At 63.0% G+C, this 16,182-nt stretch carries 25 protein-coding genes; all 25 read right to left on the bottom strand.

What is annotated here, in order from left to right:
* The 25 genes from ACTJK4_RS14195 to ACTJK4_RS14075 are packed head-to-tail and all read right to left on the bottom strand — an operon-like array spanning window position 1 to window position 16,179.
* The gene (locus tag ACTJK4_RS14195) at window positions 1-153 is read right to left on the bottom strand and encodes a transcription elongation factor GreA (RefSeq protein WP_440818213.1); all 153 of its coding nucleotides are present in this window, start codon (window positions 151-153) and stop codon (window positions 1-3) included.
* A 14-nt stretch (window positions 154-167) separates the two neighbouring features.
* Window positions 168-617, bottom strand: coding sequence for a hypothetical protein (locus tag ACTJK4_RS14190; RefSeq protein ID WP_440818212.1), 450 nt, complete (start codon window positions 615-617; stop codon window positions 168-170).
* Window position 618: 1 nt separating this feature from the next.
* Window positions 619-1,053 carry a phage tail fiber protein gene (locus ACTJK4_RS14185; RefSeq protein ID WP_440818211.1) on the bottom strand — a complete coding sequence of 145 codons (435 nt, stop codon included), beginning with the start codon at window positions 1,051-1,053 and terminating at the stop codon, window positions 619-621.
* An 11-nt stretch (window positions 1,054-1,064) separates the two neighbouring features.
* Window positions 1,065-2,786 carry a DUF3383 domain-containing protein gene (locus ACTJK4_RS14180; RefSeq protein ID WP_440818210.1) on the bottom strand — a complete coding sequence of 574 codons (1,722 nt, stop codon included), beginning with the start codon at window positions 2,784-2,786 and terminating at the stop codon, window positions 1,065-1,067.
* Window positions 2,787-2,789: 3 nt separating this feature from the next.
* Window positions 2,790-3,335 (bottom strand): phage neck terminator protein, encoded by a 546-nt coding sequence (locus ACTJK4_RS14175; protein ID WP_440818209.1) that lies wholly within the window; start codon window positions 3,333-3,335, stop codon window positions 2,790-2,792.
* A gap of 3 nt (window positions 3,336-3,338) precedes the next feature.
* Window positions 3,339-3,722 carry a hypothetical protein gene (locus ACTJK4_RS14170; RefSeq protein ID WP_440818208.1) on the bottom strand — a complete coding sequence of 128 codons (384 nt, stop codon included), beginning with the start codon at window positions 3,720-3,722 and terminating at the stop codon, window positions 3,339-3,341.
* A gap of 4 nt (window positions 3,723-3,726) precedes the next feature.
* The gene (locus ACTJK4_RS14165) at window positions 3,727-4,119 is read right to left on the bottom strand and encodes a hypothetical protein (protein ID WP_440818207.1); all 393 of its coding nucleotides are present in this window, start codon (window positions 4,117-4,119) and stop codon (window positions 3,727-3,729) included.
* A complete protein-coding gene (locus ACTJK4_RS14160) occupies window positions 4,116-4,595 on the bottom strand; it encodes a hypothetical protein (protein ID WP_440818206.1) in 480 nt (159 codons plus the stop codon). The genes ACTJK4_RS14165 and ACTJK4_RS14160 overlap by 4 nt, the downstream gene beginning before the upstream one ends.
* Complete coding sequence (locus ACTJK4_RS14155) at window positions 4,582-4,995, bottom strand: DUF4054 domain-containing protein (protein WP_440818205.1); 414 nt, start codon at window positions 4,993-4,995, stop codon at window positions 4,582-4,584. Before ACTJK4_RS14155 ends, ACTJK4_RS14160 begins: the two co-directional genes overlap by 14 nt.
* Window positions 4,996-4,997: 2 nt before the next feature.
* Complete coding sequence (locus tag ACTJK4_RS14150; RefSeq protein ID WP_440818204.1) at window positions 4,998-5,408, bottom strand: hypothetical protein; 411 nt, start codon at window positions 5,406-5,408, stop codon at window positions 4,998-5,000.
* 1 nt (window position 5,409) lies between these two features.
* Window positions 5,410-6,420: a major capsid family protein gene (locus tag ACTJK4_RS14145; protein ID WP_440818203.1), complete on the bottom strand. Its 1,011-nt coding sequence runs from the start codon at window positions 6,418-6,420 to the stop codon at window positions 5,410-5,412.
* A complete protein-coding gene (locus ACTJK4_RS14140; protein ID WP_431068195.1) occupies window positions 6,417-7,115 on the bottom strand; it encodes a structural cement protein Gp24 in 699 nt (232 codons plus the stop codon). The genes ACTJK4_RS14145 and ACTJK4_RS14140 overlap by 4 nt, the downstream gene beginning before the upstream one ends.
* Before the next feature lie 12 nt (window positions 7,116-7,127).
* The gene (locus tag ACTJK4_RS14135; RefSeq protein WP_440818202.1) at window positions 7,128-8,363 is read right to left on the bottom strand and encodes a DUF2213 domain-containing protein; all 1,236 of its coding nucleotides are present in this window, start codon (window positions 8,361-8,363) and stop codon (window positions 7,128-7,130) included.
* A complete protein-coding gene (locus ACTJK4_RS14130; protein ID WP_440818201.1) occupies window positions 8,344-9,156 on the bottom strand; it encodes a phage head morphogenesis protein in 813 nt (270 codons plus the stop codon). The genes ACTJK4_RS14135 and ACTJK4_RS14130 overlap by 20 nt, the downstream gene beginning before the upstream one ends.
* Window positions 9,156-10,772 carry a DUF1073 domain-containing protein gene (locus ACTJK4_RS14125; protein ID WP_440818200.1) on the bottom strand — a complete coding sequence of 539 codons (1,617 nt, stop codon included), beginning with the start codon at window positions 10,770-10,772 and terminating at the stop codon, window positions 9,156-9,158. Before ACTJK4_RS14125 ends, ACTJK4_RS14130 begins: the two co-directional genes overlap by 1 nt.
* A gap of 17 nt (window positions 10,773-10,789) precedes the next feature.
* Window positions 10,790-11,278, bottom strand: coding sequence for a hypothetical protein (locus tag ACTJK4_RS14120; protein WP_440818199.1), 489 nt, complete (start codon window positions 11,276-11,278; stop codon window positions 10,790-10,792).
* A gap of 45 nt (window positions 11,279-11,323) precedes the next feature.
* Window positions 11,324-12,793 (bottom strand): PBSX family phage terminase large subunit, encoded by a 1,470-nt coding sequence (locus ACTJK4_RS14115; RefSeq protein WP_440818198.1) that lies wholly within the window; start codon window positions 12,791-12,793, stop codon window positions 11,324-11,326.
* Window positions 12,790-13,215 (bottom strand): hypothetical protein, encoded by a 426-nt coding sequence (locus ACTJK4_RS14110; RefSeq protein WP_440818197.1) that lies wholly within the window; start codon window positions 13,213-13,215, stop codon window positions 12,790-12,792. Before ACTJK4_RS14110 ends, ACTJK4_RS14115 begins: the two co-directional genes overlap by 4 nt.
* A gap of 44 nt (window positions 13,216-13,259) precedes the next feature.
* On the bottom strand, window positions 13,260-13,421 hold the full coding sequence (locus ACTJK4_RS14105; RefSeq protein WP_440818196.1) for a hypothetical protein: 162 nt from the start codon (window positions 13,419-13,421) through the stop codon (window positions 13,260-13,262).
* A 37-nt stretch (window positions 13,422-13,458) separates the two neighbouring features.
* Window positions 13,459-13,662 carry a hypothetical protein gene (locus ACTJK4_RS14100; RefSeq protein WP_440818195.1) on the bottom strand — a complete coding sequence of 68 codons (204 nt, stop codon included), beginning with the start codon at window positions 13,660-13,662 and terminating at the stop codon, window positions 13,459-13,461.
* Window positions 13,663-13,664: 2 nt separating this feature from the next.
* Entirely contained in the window at window positions 13,665-13,847 is a 183-nt protein-coding gene (locus ACTJK4_RS14095) for a hypothetical protein (protein ID WP_440818194.1), read from the bottom strand.
* Window position 13,848: 1 nt separating this feature from the next.
* Window positions 13,849-14,562 (bottom strand): hypothetical protein, encoded by a 714-nt coding sequence (locus ACTJK4_RS14090; RefSeq protein WP_440818193.1) that lies wholly within the window; start codon window positions 14,560-14,562, stop codon window positions 13,849-13,851.
* Window positions 14,559-14,987, bottom strand: a complete 429-nt coding sequence (locus tag ACTJK4_RS14085) for a hypothetical protein (RefSeq protein WP_410817612.1) — start codon at window positions 14,985-14,987, stop codon at window positions 14,559-14,561. Before ACTJK4_RS14085 ends, ACTJK4_RS14090 begins: the two co-directional genes overlap by 4 nt.
* Window positions 14,984-15,457 (bottom strand): XF1762 family protein, encoded by a 474-nt coding sequence (locus ACTJK4_RS14080; protein WP_440818192.1) that lies wholly within the window; start codon window positions 15,455-15,457, stop codon window positions 14,984-14,986. The genes ACTJK4_RS14085 and ACTJK4_RS14080 overlap by 4 nt, the downstream gene beginning before the upstream one ends.
* Window positions 15,454-16,179 carry a hypothetical protein gene (locus tag ACTJK4_RS14075; RefSeq protein ID WP_440818191.1) on the bottom strand — a complete coding sequence of 242 codons (726 nt, stop codon included), beginning with the start codon at window positions 16,177-16,179 and terminating at the stop codon, window positions 15,454-15,456. The genes ACTJK4_RS14080 and ACTJK4_RS14075 overlap by 4 nt, the downstream gene beginning before the upstream one ends.
* Window positions 16,180-16,182 lie beyond the last annotated feature (3 nt).

The raw sequence follows: 16,182 nt of genomic DNA, 5'->3' as shown, positions 1-16,182 counted from the left end.
TTACTTTCTCCGTTCCATCGTGACGCGCTCGTTGTGGCTGTCGACGATGATTATTTCGAGCAGGTCATGCAGGTCTTCCTGGCCGTAGAAAGTCTGGAGTTCCAGCAGGCTGGCACGCCTGCTCGACAGCACCGCGCCAATGCTGCGCGGCACGTTCGGATAGTCGATCAGGCCGCCGATTGAATCGCCGACCCAGAAGCCTGCCTCGATGGGTCGGCGGCGATAAAAGACTCCATGTGCAGTTCGAGGATCGCCTTACGCAGCTTCAGTCGCGTCGCCACTTCCTCGATGTCGCCGTTGTCGCCCTCGATCAGCGCCCGGGCGCCGCCCTGCTGGCCTGCGGCGAACTCGAACTGCACGCAGCTCATCATCTCGTCGAACAGCGGCTTGACCAGCTCGAACGGCACCTTGGTCAGTGCCTTGATGCCGATAGCCGCCACGCCCGCGAAGCCGGCCGACAGCACCTCGTCGGGAACATCGACGCCGCTGTGCATGACTGCGAACAGCGCGCGGGCCGCCCACTCTTCCGAGTGGTAGGCCGACATCTCGGTGATGAGAAACCGCTTGCCCTTGTCGCGGCCGTCGGTGGCGATGAAGGTGGTGGTTTTGCGCGCCATATCAGACCGGTGCCGGACGCACCGACTCCCAGGTGATCTCGTAGGTTTGGGGCTGCAACGTCTTCTTGGCGTCCGGCATGACCTTGCCGCGCGTGAGCGTGCCGTTGCCCATGGCGTATTTCCGACCCGGACCCTTCAGCAGCACGATGCCGGTCGCGGTGTACACGTCCTGCAGTGCGTCCTGTGCGTTGATCCAAGCGTCGAAAAACGCGATCGATGGCGAGTTCGCCATCAATGTGATGCGCCACTTGACGTTGTGCGGAATCCACCCGCTTGCCTGCTTGCCGTCGAGACCCAGCGCGACTTCCGCGAGTTCAACGTCATCCGTGTCGAAAATGTCTTCCGCCGCGTAGCCCTGGATTTGCTGGGCGCTCGGGAAGATGGGGTTCACACCCAGAAAGATCTGGCTGTTTGCGCTGGTGATGGTGCCTGCCATGTTGTTTCCCCTTACTGAACCATGACCGAGGCCATCTGGACGACTTGGACGCTACCGCCGTCCATGTACCAGAAATTGACCGGCGGAGATTGACGGGCGGCGCGGATCTGCGCCGCAGTCGTCGAAGCGAGCACCTGCAGGTACCAGCCGCGCGTCGAGAGCGTCTTGTCGATCGCCAGGCCTGCGGCGTTGTTCACCTCGGCAATCTGTGCGGCCGAGAGCTGCACGCCAGGCTGCAAGCCACCGAAGTTTGCGAACTGGTTGATCGGGTCCATCAGCCACGCCTCGATCAGGGCGTCGCCCGTGGCGTTGTAGGGCACCGAGTTCGCCTGCGTCAGGCCGTTCATGATCGCGAGCTGGAACTGGTTGTTCAGCCAGATCTGGTTGACGTAGGAGTCGATCCAGTCGTACTGCCCTGCGATCTGGCCAGGCGTGAAGAACGTGAACTGCTGGTTCGCCGTGGCGAAGGCGCCGTAGCAGTTGTAGCCGTTGGCCTTCAAGTTCGTGTACACCGTCGGGTCGGTCACGGTGGCGGCCAAGCCCGACTGCGATTTGAACGAGGTCGTGATGCGGCCGGCGCGCGCGCTGAAGTCGATCGAGGCGATCATGCCCATCAGGAACGCTGCTTGGTTCACGTCCTTGTAGATTGGCGCGACGCCCGACATGTTCGCCTGGTCGACGATGTAGCCCAGCGACGTGGTGGCGGGCACGACAGTCGTCGGGCTCTGGTCCGGATCCCACGCGGCGTACAGGTAGCGATTCGGCTGCTGTGCGGTCCAGGTCGCGAAGGCCTGTTTCTGCGCGTTGCCGACGCCGTTGTCCGGATCGAACGCCGTCATGAACGACGCCCAGTTGGTCGTCAGGCGCACCAGGGCGTTCATCGCGTTGGCCGGCGTCGAAGCAACTGCGCCTTGCGACAGCACGGCGCCGGTGGCCTGCGTGAGGGAGATGCCAGCGGCCAGAGTGCCCGTAGCGTAGGCAATCGTCGATGCGGCGCCGGTGATGCCCGAGGTGACCACGAATGCGCTCGACACGCTGTCGAATGTCACGACCGGCGCGATAAACGAACCGGTCATCGAGCCGCTCGCCACCGTCTGCGTGTTGTTCACCGTGTAGGTGCCCGTGCCGCCGGTGCCCGAGACAAAGCCCGTGACGACGGTACCGGCCGCGATGCCCGTGCCGGCGAGCTGCTGGCCGATGGCAATCGCGCCGGCCGACACAGCGGACACAGTGAGCGTCGTGCCGCTGATCGCGCCGGTGAAGGCGGCGGCCGTCTGTGTGGTGCCTGCGAGTGCCGACTGGATCGTCGCAGCGGCTGCCGAGAAGCTCGACGCGCTCGCCAGGTTGATCGACGCAGCTGTCCAGGTGAAGCCATCCACCACCACCGAGAGCGAGCCCGACAGCGCCTGGAGCTGCGAAAGCGTCATTGCCGCCAGAGAGCCGCCGCGCAGATAAGCTGCAACCGGCGAAGTCGGATATTGCATAAAGCCGAGAGAGCCCGGCTTTTTCGTCGAATTATCGAAGCCTTTGTAATAAACAGAGGCCAAAGACGCTTCAAGCGAATTAGACCCGAAGTAATTGGCGACAGCCAATTGCGTGGGGAAAGTCGGCACGCTGCCAATCGGCACACGCGGGTTCGTTGTGAGGATAATCCCCACCAGATCGAGCGCCGAGCCGCCCGCGCTGATAACGCTCGGAATCGCAGACGCGATAAGGGATGCCGGGATCGACATGGTTTAGGCTCCGGGTGGATATGCCGCATCAACGCTGACGATTTGCACCGTAACGGCTTCTGCGAAATCTTGCGGCGTTTGAGTGATTGGATTGTACTGAATAGCAGCGTCAATAATCCAACGCTGTTCAAACAGGTTTTCACCGTTAATAAACGGCATTTGCTTCGGTTCTTCGCAATAAAGCGGTTGAATTTGCGAATTTACGGAGCTAAAAGAATTGCATCCATATTCGTCGCGGAACAGCGTCGCGATGATCGCCGTGTTGTCGGCAGAGTTCGGTCCGTGCACGTCGAGCTGCACGTGCATCGCCATCGAGGCGAGCGAGTTGCGCGTGCCCAGGCCGGTACCGGGATCGTTGAATGTGTCGACGTTGGTGGACAGCCGCGGCATCGTGATCGCGTTCATCGTCACGAAATCGGCGCCAACCGGCTCGGCCACACCGTTCTCCTGCGCCTTCACGACCTCGACGCCAGTCGGCAGGATGCCGATCAGGAACGAGCGCAGCGCCGTGAAAACATCGGTTTCCTTAATGGTGATGGTCGCGGGCATGTGCTATTCGTCCCCGTCGACCGTATCCGGCAAATCGACCGTTTGACCTGCGAGCGCGTGCGAGCAGTCGCTTAGGAACGTGATCTGACCGGGCTGCGCGCCGTTGCAGCCAATGAACGAATGACACCGCCGGTATCTGTCGGACCCTTCTTCGCCCCACCACTGCAGAACGCTCGGGCCGAGCACCGGCTTCTCGAAGTCACCGTTGAACGACCAGTGCGGCATTCCTGCGACATGCGGGGACTCTTCCGTCTCGCCTGCAGGGAGCCACGTAACAGGCAGCACCTTGAGCATGGCCTTACCATCAGGCCAGCGGCATGCAGGACAAAGAATCTTGATGCCGTAGAACCTGCCTTCGTTATCACGAACGATCGTAGCCTTGGCCATGGCCTCACCCCATCTGTAGTTGAATCGCCAGCGAGCACCAATCCGGCCACGTCTCCAGCACCTGCACCACGAGCCACGTCGTGCCCTGGAGGTTGACCGGCACGCCGGTGGCGCCGAACTGGAAGCGATCGCCACCCTGATTGCCCGGGCGGTACACGCTGCGCCAGTCACCATTGAGATAGACCTTGCGCAGCACGCCCGAGATGTTCAAGCCGTCGAGGTGCTGGATCTCTTTCGCGGACAGTGCCTGCACCTGCACCGACTGCGGCGAAGTGACGTAGGCCGGCGTACGCCCGCCGTCCGGCGCGGTCGCATAGCCGTTGCTGCGCTGGAGAGTGGCCGGCACATGCGGGTTCACCGCACCGATCACGCCAGAGACGATGCCGTGCAGGTTCATTCCGACACCTCGCCATCAACGATGTCGTAGGCCACCGAGTTCATCATGTGCTTCGTGTCGCGCAGCACCTGGTTATGCCCCTTCTTCTTGATGGTCGATGGCTTGTTCGGTGGATTCGTAAAGGTCGCGATCGTGCGCTTGATGTCCGTCATGGCAGCTTCGCCAGCCAGGCGCATCGCTGCCTCGAAGTCGCCGCCGTTCCGCTCCACCGTCGCGCCTACCACCTTCGCCCACCGCGTGCCCTTTTCCTGGGCCGTGGTGCGCATGAAGGGGCGCGGGGGCGTCACGACAGTCTTGCCGTTGACCTCGCGCGTGCTGCCGTACTCGTCCCAGAAGGCGACCATGGCCGTCGGCGTGCCGTCGGGGTATTCGGAACCTTCGAGGATGCCGGCGCGCATGGTCTTGTTCGTCCCCTTCAGGTACTGCGCGAGAGCGGCATCCAGCTTGGTGCCGCCGGCGACCTTAGCTGCACACATAGGGGGCGGCGAAATACCGGAACGTGCGGTAAGGCAGCGCCATCTGCCAGAAGAGGAGCCCGTACTGGCTCTGTGCCCAGAAGGCCGCGTTCTGCGCCTGCACCTGCGCGAAGGTGGCGTTCACCGTGCCTTCGGTGGCGCCGGTCATCTGGCCGACCAGAGCGGCCTGGGAACCATCACCAGCGCTGGCGCGCCCCATGAGGAACGCGATGTGGGCGGTGATGTAGTTGAGCAATTGCGCGCGCACGGTCAGATCCTGCACGACCGATGCGGGGGAGTTGTTCAGGAAAACGCAGGCTGATGCGAAATAGCCGTTGAGGGTGTCGTCGCTCTGCCCCGCAAAAGCAGGAAAAGCCGCCCTGAAGGCGGCCGGGTCAAAGGTGACGACACCCGTGGTCATGCCTAGCGCTTCTCAAGAGCACCGGACTTGGTGCCGTCGACCGTCTTGTCTTCACGGTTTGCGTTCGGGTCGTAGCCCTCGAAACCGGTCTTTTCGTCTTCAGCCTCGCGTGCCTGCGCTTCACCGGACTTGTCGTCCTTGGCAGCGAAGATGAAGCCGTTGACGTGCGCGGCAGACTGACCGTGATCCTTGACGATCTGCTCCCAGTCGTCGGCGTCCACGGTGGTTACACCGAAGCCCATCACCGAGTTGCGGCCGGGCATGTCGGTCACCTGCAGGTCAGAGCGCTCATCGCCATACATGCCGATCAGGCGCACCTCGCGGCCGCCCGGCATCACATAGCGGATGCCATGCGGCAGCTTGCAGTACACCTTGACCGGCTTCGCGGCTTTCGTTTCTTGGATTTCTGCCATGTCAGACCCCCAGCATCTGGGCGATGAAGTTCGGGTAATAGATCACTGCGCCCCATGCATGCCCCGACTTCTTCTCGGAGTAGTAGGACGAGTGGCGGACCACGCCGTGGGCGCGCATGCGCTCGGCGTAGGCGAGTTCGCCGGTCGGCTGGCCTTCGACATCCTGGATGATCATCTGCACCAGGTTGCCGCTGCCCGTGGCGAATTCGGGGATCGTCTCGATCGTCATGTTCGGATAAGCCAGCTTCAGCCGATCCTTGAGCACCTGACCGTAGGCGTTCTGCTTGGTCAGGTTCTGCTCGACGACGTTGGGAATGCCCACGGTCGCTTTGGACTTCGTGTTGATGAGGCCGTTGCCCTGGGCGATTGCGTTCGCCCACAGCAGCACGAAGTCGGCATAGATCTCGTCGGAGGTCTTCTGCGCCCACGTGTTGCCGCCTGCGCCGGTGGTCGGTGCCACCGGGGCGATCAGCGAGGGATCGTTCATCAGGCCGTAGTTCTGCAGGCCACTCACGCCGAACAAGAAGATGTTGTTTTCCTTCTTGCGCAGGATCAGGGCAGAGGCGACCTGTTGGCGCTGCACATAGTTCAGGCGAGCCTTTGCGGCCACGTCCATCTGCTTGTCGCCCCACTGCGTGTTCGTTTGGAACCCGTAGGACTGACGTTGCGGGAAGTTCGTGTTGTGGCCCGACTGACCGTTCTCGCTGTAGTCGCCGTAGGTCGCCGTTTCACCTTCCGACTCCACAACCATGAAGGTCGTGGTGTTGGTTGCCCAGTCGCCCTTTTGCACGGCGCCATAGAGCAGCTCGGCGTTCATCGGCGCCACCAGCACCTCGATCACGCGTGGATCGAAGTAGTTGGTGAGCATCGCGGGGATGCCGTTGTTGGGTTGCGTGACCATGGGGCCTGCCGCATCCATTGCGGCGACCAGCTTGGTGCGGGTCGGACCGTCCAGCAGCTCTGCACCGCGCGGCAGGTGGACGCCGTATTCTTTCAGTTGGTCGAGCTTCATGCCAGGTTGCTCCAGGTCGAGATCTTGATGACGGCGCCGGCAGCGCCGCCGCGCTCCACCTTGAACGGCGTTTCAACGTTCAGGGTCGAGGTCACGGTGACGCCGGTGCCAGAAGCTGTTGCGTTCTGGCTCATGACGTAGGTGCCGGCGCCGCCAGTGCCTGTGCCTAGCGCCGAGATGTACGTGCCGGCGGGGATGCCAGTGCCGCTGATCGGCTGGCCCACTTGGATATTGGCGCCGCTGTTGGCCGTCACCGTCAGGACGTTGCTGCCGCTGGTGGTATTGGCCGTGATGCCTGCGTTCGTCGAGGCCGAGCCGGTTGCGGCAAACGACAGCGAGCCGTCACCGTAATTGGCGTAGACCTTCTGGCCCAACGTCGCGGCGTTGGCTGCCGACTTCGCGAACCATTCGCCCTGCTGAGCCACCTGCACCGGGAAGCCCTGCGGCACCTGCATGCTGTATTCCTGCAGGTAGTTGGGGATCACGCCGGTTTGGTCGGTGACAGCGAAGCCCAGCGGCTTGCCGGTACCGCTGTTGGTGACCTGGTTGTCGGTGTCGGTGCCCGGCCACACAAAGGCGGCAACGGTCACAGCGTTCTGCGCGATGCGCGAGATGACCGAGATCGGATTCATCGAGGCGCGTGCGCCCGGCGTGCCGATCTCCGGTTGGAGACGTACTGCATTCGGGAAAGGCATGGTCGGTCGTCCTTACGCGTGGTTGATCTTGGCGAGGGCCGGGAAGAGCTTGTGCAGCTCCGCATCCGTCTTCTCGTCGTTGGCGGTGTGCACCGGGTTGGCACCGCGGCTGGCGATCAGCACGTCGACGATGCCGGCATAGGCCACCTTGTCGTGCTTCTCGGGATCCATGCCGCCGACCTTCAGCGCGTGGGCGTAGATCGCCTCGGCAGAGTCGAAGGCCATCGCATCGATCTTGCCGGTGATCGGCGCAACCTTGTCGGCAGCGCGGAAGCGGCCCTCGATCGACTGTTTCACGTCATCGGTGGCCGCCTTGATCTTGGCGTCCATGGCCGAAGCGTTCTTCGCCTGGTCAGCCTTGCGGGCTTCTTCGGCGCGGGCTTCCTCGTCCTGGGCCGCCTTGCGCTTGGCTTCCTCGTCGTCTTCGTCGTTGGCGCCCTTGTTTTCGAGCTTGGCCAGCAGTTGCTTGAGCAGGCCCACGACTTCAGTGTTGCCGTCGTCCTGTGCTTGCGTCGGCTCGCCGAGCGCCTGCACTTCTTCGAGAGCCTCTTCCAGCGCTTGTTCGGCGGCTTCGGTGTCGAGGCCCTCGTCCATCGCCACCTTGAGCTGCGGCATGCGCTTCTTCAGCGCGGCCAGTTGCTTGGGGTTCAGTTTCACGGTTCGTACCTTTCCAGGGAGGTGGGGTTGTGAGTCGGCGACCAGCACATCCGGTCCGGCGCGGCCCTCTACGACCAAAGCGACGTGATTACCCTGAATCTGCGTCATCTTTAACTCGTATGGCTGGCCATTATATGAGCCAATTTCTAAAACTGGAATGTAACGATAAGAACTGGACAGCTCTCGTTGCTCATCGTCTTCAATTTTGTCGATGTATTCTTCGGACCAAAAAGCCAATCCGTTATCCAGATATTCGCCTTTAAATTCCGCATTTTGCCCCGTCGTTCCGATGATTAATTCGGTTTTTGGGTCTTTTGCGGTGACATGCTTATGCACCAGCAGGATGGGCAGCATGTTGAACGTGGAAGCGCCCTTCTCCAACTCTTCCGGCGGACGGAAGACGTTGTAGACACGATCGGGATCGAGGCCAAGTTCCTCCCAACCGGGGATCTCGCGACCCCAGTACGGATTAACGCCTGCCTTGGAGATGTGCGAACGCTCGATGAATAAACGACCGTCAGCATCGTAATTACGAACTGATTTCTTATCAAAAGCGAGAATTACATCTGATTTATACATCTTCTTCGTCATCAACACCAGGAATGATTGGCGCAGCCACACATCCGCAATTTATCTCTTCGCCGGGAAAAGTCCATTTCCCGTCAATAAAAAGACCCTTCGACAATTCAAAAACCTTTCCATTGGCGTGCACGTGCGACGGGCGCGGCGTCTTGCCGCCGCCGGTGTGCATCCAGCGCGCTTTCGTGACGCCCAGCGAGAGTTGGCGGGCGCGCGCCATCTGCGCGGTGGCCTTGTTGTTCTGGTCGTTCGCGATCAGCTTGGCGCGCCGCCGCGTGATGTCGTAGCGCTGCTGCAGCTCGTCGGTGAGCGTCTTCAGGTCGCGGCCAGAGGCGACGCTGCGCATCACGAGCCCTTCCACCTCGCTGGCGTACTCCGACTGGATCGACTTGATAAGCGAGACGTTTTCCTGCACGGTCGCCTGCATCACGGTGTTCGTGAGCAGCGTGTCTTTCACACTGACGGCCATGCCGGTGGCAGACACGACCGACTGGCGCACGGCGTTCATTGCGTGCCGGTCGACCTTCCCGATGAAGTACTGCGCGAGGTCGGGTGCCTTGTCGGCAAACATCTTGCGCCACTGGGTGGAGCGCTTGCGCAGCTCATCAGCCAGGGCACGGGCCGGGCTGGCGTCGGTGGCAATCTCGCTCTCGCGCTTTCGGTAGGCGGCGGTCAACCAGTAGAGGGTCGAGCGGTGCATCTCATCGATGAGCCGCTCCATGGCGCGTTGGTAGCTGATCCGCGCGGTGGCGCTGGGCCGCGCCGGGCGCATCTCGCCGCGCGCTTTCGGTGCGCGCGCCGGCATCAGTTGTCCCCTGCTGGGTCGCCGTCGTCCAGGCCCTCGCCGATCTGACCACCGCCGGGCTGCTCGGGCAGATCATCGACATCGATCGAGTCATACCCGCTGTCAGGGTCGGCCGCCAGGCGGGCGCGCTCTTCTTCGGCGCTCAGCACGCCGCGGTCGTAGTAGACGGCGAAGGTATCGGCGTTGGCCTTGCGGTTGGTCGCCTTCTCGGTTTCCGACTGCTCGTGCAGCGGCACAAAGCGGTGCGTGAGATCGTCGTCGATCGTGCCGGTTTCAGAGAGCTGGATGATCTTGATGGCCTTGGCGAGGTTGTCGCTGAAGACGTTCGCCTGCTGGCTGGCAACGTGGTCGTACCAGTTCGCCTCGTCGTACTCGCCGGTCGAGTTGAAGCCTTTCGGCGAGATGCCCAGCAGCTTCACGGCCGGCGTGCGGCTGATCGCGGCCAGCAGTTCGAGCTGCTGCGACACGATGTCGGCCAGCCCGGACAGCGGCGTGTTGACTTGGACGAAATCCTCGGCTTCCTTGTCGAGGGCCATCAGGCCTTCGTTCGAGCCCAGCAGGCTCCACATCAACGCCCGGGCCTTGAGCGATGCCGCGTCATCGTAGCCGCCGCCGTTCATGATCTGGCTCATGTCGGTCTTCAGGATCGACGTGCTGAAGCGCTTGATGAGTTTGGCGACCGAGATGCGCACGGTGTCGAACCGGTCGACGTAATCGAGCGCCATCTGGGCGAGCGGGATCCCGAAGAAGTTGTAGGCCGGCTTGAGCAGGACGGGCGGCTCATTCTGGATGAAGTGCAGCATGCGCGAGGCGTGCACAGTACGCCCCTGCACGAGCCAAGCCTTGGGCCGGTAGTAGTCCGGCGCGAGCGGGTTGTCGGCGTTGTAAGGCGCCGGGTAGCAGTTGATCGGCTCGATCACACGGAAACCTTTGAACGAGCCCTTGCTGATCTTCGCCGAGTCGAGGGTGAGAGGCGTTCGGACTTCGGCGAGGCCGGCATCCGTGCTGGTGTCATCGCCCATGTCGATGAAGAGCATGCAGCCGCCGAAGTAGCCGGTTTTCTTCATCGCCGTGTTGAACGCGGCTTTGAGGTGGTAGCGCTCGGTGGCCGCCTGCAGCGCCTTCACGCGCTCGGCATCCGATTCCTCGCTGCCCTGACCGCTGAACTCGATCCACTTGCGGGTCATCTCGTCGGCCAAGGTCTCGACCATGGCGCGGATGAGCGGATGCTGGGAGAGCAGCGACAGCGCGGCGTAACCGATGAAGTCGACGCCGTTGAGCTGGTTGAAGCCGCCGCATGTGCCCAGCGTGGCGGCCAGGTTGTCGCACACCGAGTCCATCGCCACCTCGGGCGCTTCCTCGCCCTTCTTGAAGGTGCCGGGCGCAACAACAGGTGGCTTGAACTTCGCCGTCCAGTCGACGGCAGCGCCTGCGGCGGCGTCCTGGGCGACCAGTGCATCGATCACCGTCGGGCTGATCTTCAGGCCCCGCCGCTCGGGACCAACGAGAGCGGGAAAGGTGGGTTCGATGCGTTGAGGAGGCGCAGCGCTGGCGGGCGCTGCTGCCGGGGGTACGAGCGGCACGCCGCCGATGAAGGAACGGATCTTTTCGAGCATGGCGTGCCGGGGAAGGATTACGACAGGTTTTCCGGCGTGTAGTCGCCGGTCGCATCGGCTTGCGTGGAAGCAACCGAATGCAGGTGCAGCAGCGTGCCGATGGTGTGCAGTTCGGCTTTCACCTCCGCGATCACCTCGTCCTCGATGGCATGCAGCTTGGCCATCAGGCCGGCGAAGCGCTCGCGTGCCTCGGCATGGTCTTCCACATCGATCGCAACGGCGGGCAACGGGTCATCGGTGCCCACGGTGCCGGCGTCGGTCGAGGCAGTCGTCACAGACGACGCAGTGTCGCTTGCGGGGGTATCGGCCGCACTGGATGCAGCGGCCACGGACTCCCCCGATTCCACCGGCGCAGCGGCAGCAGCGTCGGCGGTGGTGTCGGTGGTCGGAGTGGTGTCGGCCGGCGCCTGGGCATCGGCAAGAGCAGCCGACGGGGCATCGTCAGCCATGCGGAACGTGGTGAGGGACAGGCCGATGACGGCGGCGAGCAGCGAGAGCGTGCGCATTTCTGATACTCCGTTAGGTGGTTTAAATCACGCGGAAAATGGAATTTAAGACCCCATTACGGCACGCAAAGCGTCTTCCGAAATATTCAGGCCAGTACCACGTCCACGGATATAGCCGTCCATTGAATAGCGGATACCGTCGATGTGGTGATTCCATGCGTCGACGATTATAGGCAGAACCTCACCTGTTGTTTTATCGACCTTGTATGAATAGCGCTCAAACTCTTCAATGGTTTTAACGCACCGTGGATGGATAATAATCGCGTCAAAACCGCGCAAAAACGTAATTCCATCCTCTACAGAGCCGCCCCACTTCTTCGCGGCCTCGATGTTGAAACCCTGCTTTGCGACAAGGCTGATCGTCTCGGGCCGCGCACAGTCGGCCTTGATCTTCCAGCGGCGGGCGCCTGGTATGCCGGTGTATTTCAGCTCATCGGTCATGCGCCACTTCGATCGCTGCTCGTCGCGCATTCCCTCCTTCCCGGCGAACAGCTTCCAGATTTCGTCGAGGTCCACCTGCTCGCCATGGGCCTCGTAGTCGACATAAAGCGTATTGCGTTTGACGAATGACCGATTGAGGGTTGTCGGGTCTTTTGCAAAGCCCCAGTCTGCGCCAAAGAAGAAACGCGCATTGGCCGGCGTTTCAAATTCCTCGACTCGCCATTTACCCGAAAAGATGAGTTCGTCCGAACGTTTATTGAACTTGCCGAGCCAAATCCAGTTGTAACGGTCTTTATCGGTGCGCTCCATCTTGGCGCGCTCCAACTCCAATTCGTCGGTGAACCACGGGTTGTCGGTGTAGTTGGCGCGGATGATGAGCACGTCGTCATCCTCGTAACAACCGTCGGCGTCCAGCAGATGCTCGTATGGCCCGATCAGGTCGACCCACGTCGGGTCGGTGGCCTTGTTCGGGTTGAAGGTGACGATGATCTCGGACCCCGGCTCGCGGATGGTCGGCATCAGCACCTGCCACGACTCGCGGGAAACGGTCTCGCCCTCTTCGACCCATGCCCGGGTGGCCTTGGCGAAGCCCTTGATGCCGTTGACGTTGCGCAGCAGGCCGCGAAACGAAAAGCTGCTGCGCGTGGCCGGCACCCGGATCGTCTTGCGGCCGACCACAAACGAGTCGGACAGGTCGCGGCGCTCGATCTCTTCCGACAGCTCGGCCAGGCTGGATTCTTCGATGGATGCCTGGATCTCGCGAAGGCACAGGACGCGCTCACGGCGCGCCGATGCCTGGGCGGTCAGGATGGAGACAACGGTGCGCGTCTTGGCGGAGCCCCGGCCGCCGTAGACGATCTTCAGCCGCTTGGGGTAGATGAGGCGTTCCAGCTTGGCGGGAATGAGCACGGTCGGCTCGGCGTCCGTCTCATTCCCATCGATGTCAACGCGCTTGATGATCTCGCGCTGCATGTTGCAGATGCCGAACACCGCCGGCTCTGCCTTGGTGGCGATGCCCTTGAAGTAGCGTTCGACCCGGGTGATCGCCCCCCGCGAGATCCGGCGTCGGCTCATTTGCCCTCAGCGAGCTGTGCCTCGATGGCGGCCAGGCGGTCGGCCAGTTCGCTGATCTCCAGCACGTCGAGCTTGCCGCGAATCATCGCGACGAGCTGCTGGCCCACGTCGGGCGACACCTTGCCGGCGGCGACGGCACGCAGCACGGCGTCGACCTGCTCGACAGGCGTGCCGTTTTCCGGAAAGTCGAACTGCACGGCGGGCGCGACGGGCTTGGCGGCCGGCGCCACGCGGGTGAGCAGCTCCTTCATCATCATCGTGTCGCCTTCCGAGAGCGCCTTCTTGGCGACGGCTTTGTAGAAGCCCTTCTCGTTGAGCTTCGTCTCTTCCTTGATGGCCTCCAGGATCTTGGTGCGCATCTCTTTGCCGCGGCGGCGGGCGGGTTGGCGGTCAGCCGAGAATCGCGTTGCTACGTTGCTCATTTCCGTTTCCTTTACCGTTCTTTCGGTGGTGTGGCGGTGATCGATCAGCGGCGGCCCGAGACGTAGCCGCCACCACCGTCGTGCGGCATGTACTTCGACCGCATGGCGCGGCGCGTGGCAGCGGTCACGAGGAATTGGCCGCCGTTGATACGGCTGCGACGTGCCAGCTTGTTGGTGCGGCTGCGCTGGTGGTGTTTCTTGCTCATGGCAGGGTTCTCCTGTTGGTGTGGAAAGGGCTGGTGCTCAGTGGTTCGGCCGGCGGTTGATCGTCTTCGCTCTGACTCCGCGCATAACCCGGCGCGTCACCTTGCGAATGTCAGGGTCCATGGCGGTGACCAGCGCGACAAAGCGCACGGCTTTGAGATACGGCGCGACCCACCAAGAGATGCGGATGTCGTGGAAAAAGAAGAGGCGGTACGTGCCCCAGATGTGGATTTCTTGGCGCATGGTCAGGCCTCCTCGGCGGGCGTGGTGGCGATCTCGGTGCGTATGGCGAGATGCACAGCTTTCTCGATGTGCGTGGTGCTGATGGGGCGTCCCGTCGTCATGACGAACGCCTTGAGCAGCAGCACATACGGCTTCCACCACCAGGCGAAGTGGTAGCTGACCGTGATGTTGTAGACGCGTGCCATGTCAGGCCTCCTGCTGCAGCGCCAGCGACAAGATCGCCACGGCGTCGGCCTCGTTGTCGTCGACGACCTTGATGCCGCGCTGACGCGCCGCCGCAACCATCTCGGACTTCGACGCGTTGCCTCTGCCGGTCCACGCCTTCTTCACGGTGCCCACGCCCACGCCGTGCATCGGGATGTTGTTGATCGCCGCCCAGGCTTCGAGGATCGCCAGGAAGCCGCAGTACGCACGCGCCGCAAGGTTCGAGGCGAAGGGCTGTTTCACCTCCTCGTAGTACACGGCCTGGATGCCGCCGCACTCGTTCGCGGTGTCCATCAGCCACTTGCGGAAGGCCAGCCAGCGATGCCCTTTGCCGCCCAGGCGGTTCGAGTCGAAGCGCACCGAGCCGCTGCGGAAAGTGCCATCGCGCGTCATCACCGCCCAGCCCGATTGCGTGGCCAGGTCGAGCGCCAGGATGTTGATGTTGACCGGCGTCAGTGCTGGCTTTGCAGCCTCGGGCGTACCCAGTTCTGCGGGCTCAACATGCGAGTTTGCGTTTTTGCGCAAGGTCGCCTTTTCCGCCTGCTTGCGCTTCCAGGCATCGCACTCAGCGGCGAAGGGGAACGGCGGAATGCCGCTCTTGGTGTCCGGACAGGAAGACGCAGAAACCTGCGCTTTGCTGTCCGCAGCTCGATCGCGGGGGAAGGGCCAAGCGGCCGGGGCAAGGTGCGCAGTCATGCGTCGGTCTCCGCAAAGTGCACAGGCGCGCTGGTCGGGCCCGTGACGGTTCCAGTGGGGGTGAGGGGTTGCTGTTTGCCGGCTTCGCGCGTCAGGGTGACGAGCGCGGATTCCAGGCGCGCCAGCCAGCGGCGCACGCCGTTGTCGGCCTGCGTGAACAGCAGATCGGGCCGGCCGTTGTCGGTGAGCAGCTTGTGCACGCCGCGATAGACGGTCTGCCAGTCGGGCGTGCCGTAGTAGCGGCGGATGTCGAGCGTGGCGTTGACGAGGAATTCGTGCTTGGCGAGCGCGGCCGTGATCGCATCGCGCCGGCCTTCGCTGCCGGCGTGGCAGAAGCAGAACCACTTGCCGCCGTGCCCGATGGTGCCGAGCAGCTTGCAGCCGTAGGCCTCGCACATGCCCCAGGAAGCGTCGGAGTCGCTCATACGGCCTCCCAAAGCAGCTTTTGCCCGCGCAGCAGCTGCGCAGTGTCGACGCGAGGCCGAGCTGGTGTGTTCCAGTTGCCGCCACCACGCAGGCCGACAAGACGCCAGCCGGCACCGCGCAAGCTCGCGCCACCTTCGGCTTCCAGCGTGTAGGTGATGAGGCGCAAGTACCCCATCGCCTTGGCGGCACGCCACGCGGCGCCGTAGAGCGCGCTGCATGCGTTGCGAGTGCCATCGGTGCAGCAGCGGTTGACTTCGAGGGTCATCCCATCGTCGTTGCCGCGTGCAACAGGGCGACCAACGATCGCCACGCCCACGATCACCGGCCTGTCGTCGCCTGCCCAGCGCACGCTGTCATCCGCGACAGCAATGCTGAACTTGTGGCCTACCACCGGCGCGTGGTGGCGATGGTGGGCAGCCACGAATGCGTTGGCCTCGTCGAGCGCGATGGGGACGATGAGCAGGCTCATGCTCGCCCCTGATACGCGGCGACGCGCTGGTCGATGTCGCGTTTCATCTCCACGAAGCGCTGCGCCGTCTCACGTGCGCGGCGCTCCCTTTCGGCCTGGAGACGATCGACGGCGGTACTCCCCGCCTTCAGCATCTCCCGGATGCGCGCCAAGTTCTCAACCGCTTTCGCATCGGGCGTGGGCTCGTCCTTTTCGCCGCCAGGCCCTGCCAGCAAAGGAACAGCAGCCTTTGCATGCTCAAGCTGCAACCGCCCTTCTCGCACCGCTTGTGCGAGAACTTCCTTGCGACGCGCGCTGTCGTGCCCCTGCGAAACGACCCATTGCGGCGCCGTGTTCAAGCCGCGATTCCGCTCGGTAATCCGGGCATATGCGGCCTTGAACGCCATGCGGGCCCCGATTTCGTCACCGTGAAACACGGGCTGGGCGACTGCCCACGCCTCGGCGATCTCGGTCGTCCACACGACGGTTTCGCTCTCGTCGGCGGCGCGAATGGCGATTGCCCAGGCTTCGTCGACCTCGGGGCGGCCATTCGACGGCTTTGGCATGCGCGACACCACGTCGGCGGGCACCGGCGGGAATTTGCTCTCGCGCATGTGCGCCGACAGCGCCGCGCGTACCTGCTCGATCGAATACGGCGCGAGGATCGTCTGCCAGAGGTCGATCGCCTCGAACGTCGGCAGCGGGCGCAGCAGCGTCGAGTAGCAGAGGTTGAGCAGCTTCACGAA

The organism is Ralstonia sp. 22111 (assembly GCF_052045895.1).
Classification (GTDB): domain Bacteria; phylum Pseudomonadota; class Gammaproteobacteria; order Burkholderiales; family Burkholderiaceae; genus Ralstonia; species Ralstonia wenshanensis.
The sequence above is the reverse complement of the archived record's forward strand: the minus strand, read 5'-3'. Positions and strand labels throughout refer to the sequence as shown.

What these genes read in the sequence shown, in the direction of transcription:
- ACTJK4_RS14190 (WP_440818212.1), bottom strand. Translation starts at nt 617, where the DNA reads ATGGCGCGCAAAACCACCACCTTCATCGCCACCGACGGCCGCGACAAG.
- ACTJK4_RS14185 (WP_440818211.1), bottom strand. Translation starts at nt 1,053, where the DNA reads ATGGCAGGCACCATCACCAGCGCAAACAGCCAGATCTTTCTGGGTGTG.
- ACTJK4_RS14180 (WP_440818210.1), bottom strand. Translation starts at nt 2,786, where the DNA reads ATGTCGATCCCGGCATCCCTTATCGCGTCTGCGATTCCGAGCGTTATC.
- ACTJK4_RS14175 (WP_440818209.1), bottom strand. Translation starts at nt 3,335, where the DNA reads ATGCCCGCGACCATCACCATTAAGGAAACCGATGTTTTCACGGCGCTG.
- ACTJK4_RS14170 (WP_440818208.1), bottom strand. Translation starts at nt 3,722, where the DNA reads ATGGCCAAGGCTACGATCGTTCGTGATAACGAAGGCAGGTTCTACGGC.
- ACTJK4_RS14165 (WP_440818207.1), bottom strand. Translation starts at nt 4,119, where the DNA reads ATGAACCTGCACGGCATCGTCTCTGGCGTGATCGGTGCGGTGAACCCG.
- ACTJK4_RS14160 (WP_440818206.1), bottom strand. Translation starts at nt 4,595, where the DNA reads ATGTGTGCAGCTAAGGTCGCCGGCGGCACCAAGCTGGATGCCGCTCTC.
- ACTJK4_RS14155 (WP_440818205.1), bottom strand. Translation starts at nt 4,995, where the DNA reads ATGACCACGGGTGTCGTCACCTTTGACCCGGCCGCCTTCAGGGCGGCT.
- ACTJK4_RS14150 (WP_440818204.1), bottom strand. Translation starts at nt 5,408, where the DNA reads ATGGCAGAAATCCAAGAAACGAAAGCCGCGAAGCCGGTCAAGGTGTAC.
- ACTJK4_RS14145 (WP_440818203.1), bottom strand. Translation starts at nt 6,420, where the DNA reads ATGAAGCTCGACCAACTGAAAGAATACGGCGTCCACCTGCCGCGCGGT.
- ACTJK4_RS14140 (WP_431068195.1), bottom strand. Translation starts at nt 7,115, where the DNA reads ATGCCTTTCCCGAATGCAGTACGTCTCCAACCGGAGATCGGCACGCCG.
- ACTJK4_RS14135 (WP_440818202.1), bottom strand. Translation starts at nt 8,363, where the DNA reads ATGACGAAGAAGATGTATAAATCAGATGTAATTCTCGCTTTTGATAAG.
- ACTJK4_RS14130 (WP_440818201.1), bottom strand. Translation starts at nt 9,156, where the DNA reads ATGCCGGCGCGCGCACCGAAAGCGCGCGGCGAGATGCGCCCGGCGCGG.
- ACTJK4_RS14125 (WP_440818200.1), bottom strand. Translation starts at nt 10,772, where the DNA reads ATGCTCGAAAAGATCCGTTCCTTCATCGGCGGCGTGCCGCTCGTACCC.
- ACTJK4_RS14120 (WP_440818199.1), bottom strand. Translation starts at nt 11,278, where the DNA reads ATGCGCACGCTCTCGCTGCTCGCCGCCGTCATCGGCCTGTCCCTCACC.
- ACTJK4_RS14115 (WP_440818198.1), bottom strand. Translation starts at nt 12,793, where the DNA reads ATGAGCCGACGCCGGATCTCGCGGGGGGCGATCACCCGGGTCGAACGC.
- ACTJK4_RS14110 (WP_440818197.1), bottom strand. Translation starts at nt 13,215, where the DNA reads ATGAGCAACGTAGCAACGCGATTCTCGGCTGACCGCCAACCCGCCCGC.
- ACTJK4_RS14105 (WP_440818196.1), bottom strand. Translation starts at nt 13,421, where the DNA reads ATGAGCAAGAAACACCACCAGCGCAGCCGCACCAACAAGCTGGCACGT.
- ACTJK4_RS14100 (WP_440818195.1), bottom strand. Translation starts at nt 13,662, where the DNA reads ATGCGCCAAGAAATCCACATCTGGGGCACGTACCGCCTCTTCTTTTTC.
- ACTJK4_RS14095 (WP_440818194.1), bottom strand. Translation starts at nt 13,847, where the DNA reads ATGGCACGCGTCTACAACATCACGGTCAGCTACCACTTCGCCTGGTGG.
- ACTJK4_RS14090 (WP_440818193.1), bottom strand. Translation starts at nt 14,562, where the DNA reads ATGACTGCGCACCTTGCCCCGGCCGCTTGGCCCTTCCCCCGCGATCGA.
- ACTJK4_RS14085 (WP_410817612.1), bottom strand. Translation starts at nt 14,987, where the DNA reads ATGAGCGACTCCGACGCTTCCTGGGGCATGTGCGAGGCCTACGGCTGC.
- ACTJK4_RS14080 (WP_440818192.1), bottom strand. Translation starts at nt 15,457, where the DNA reads ATGAGCCTGCTCATCGTCCCCATCGCGCTCGACGAGGCCAACGCATTC.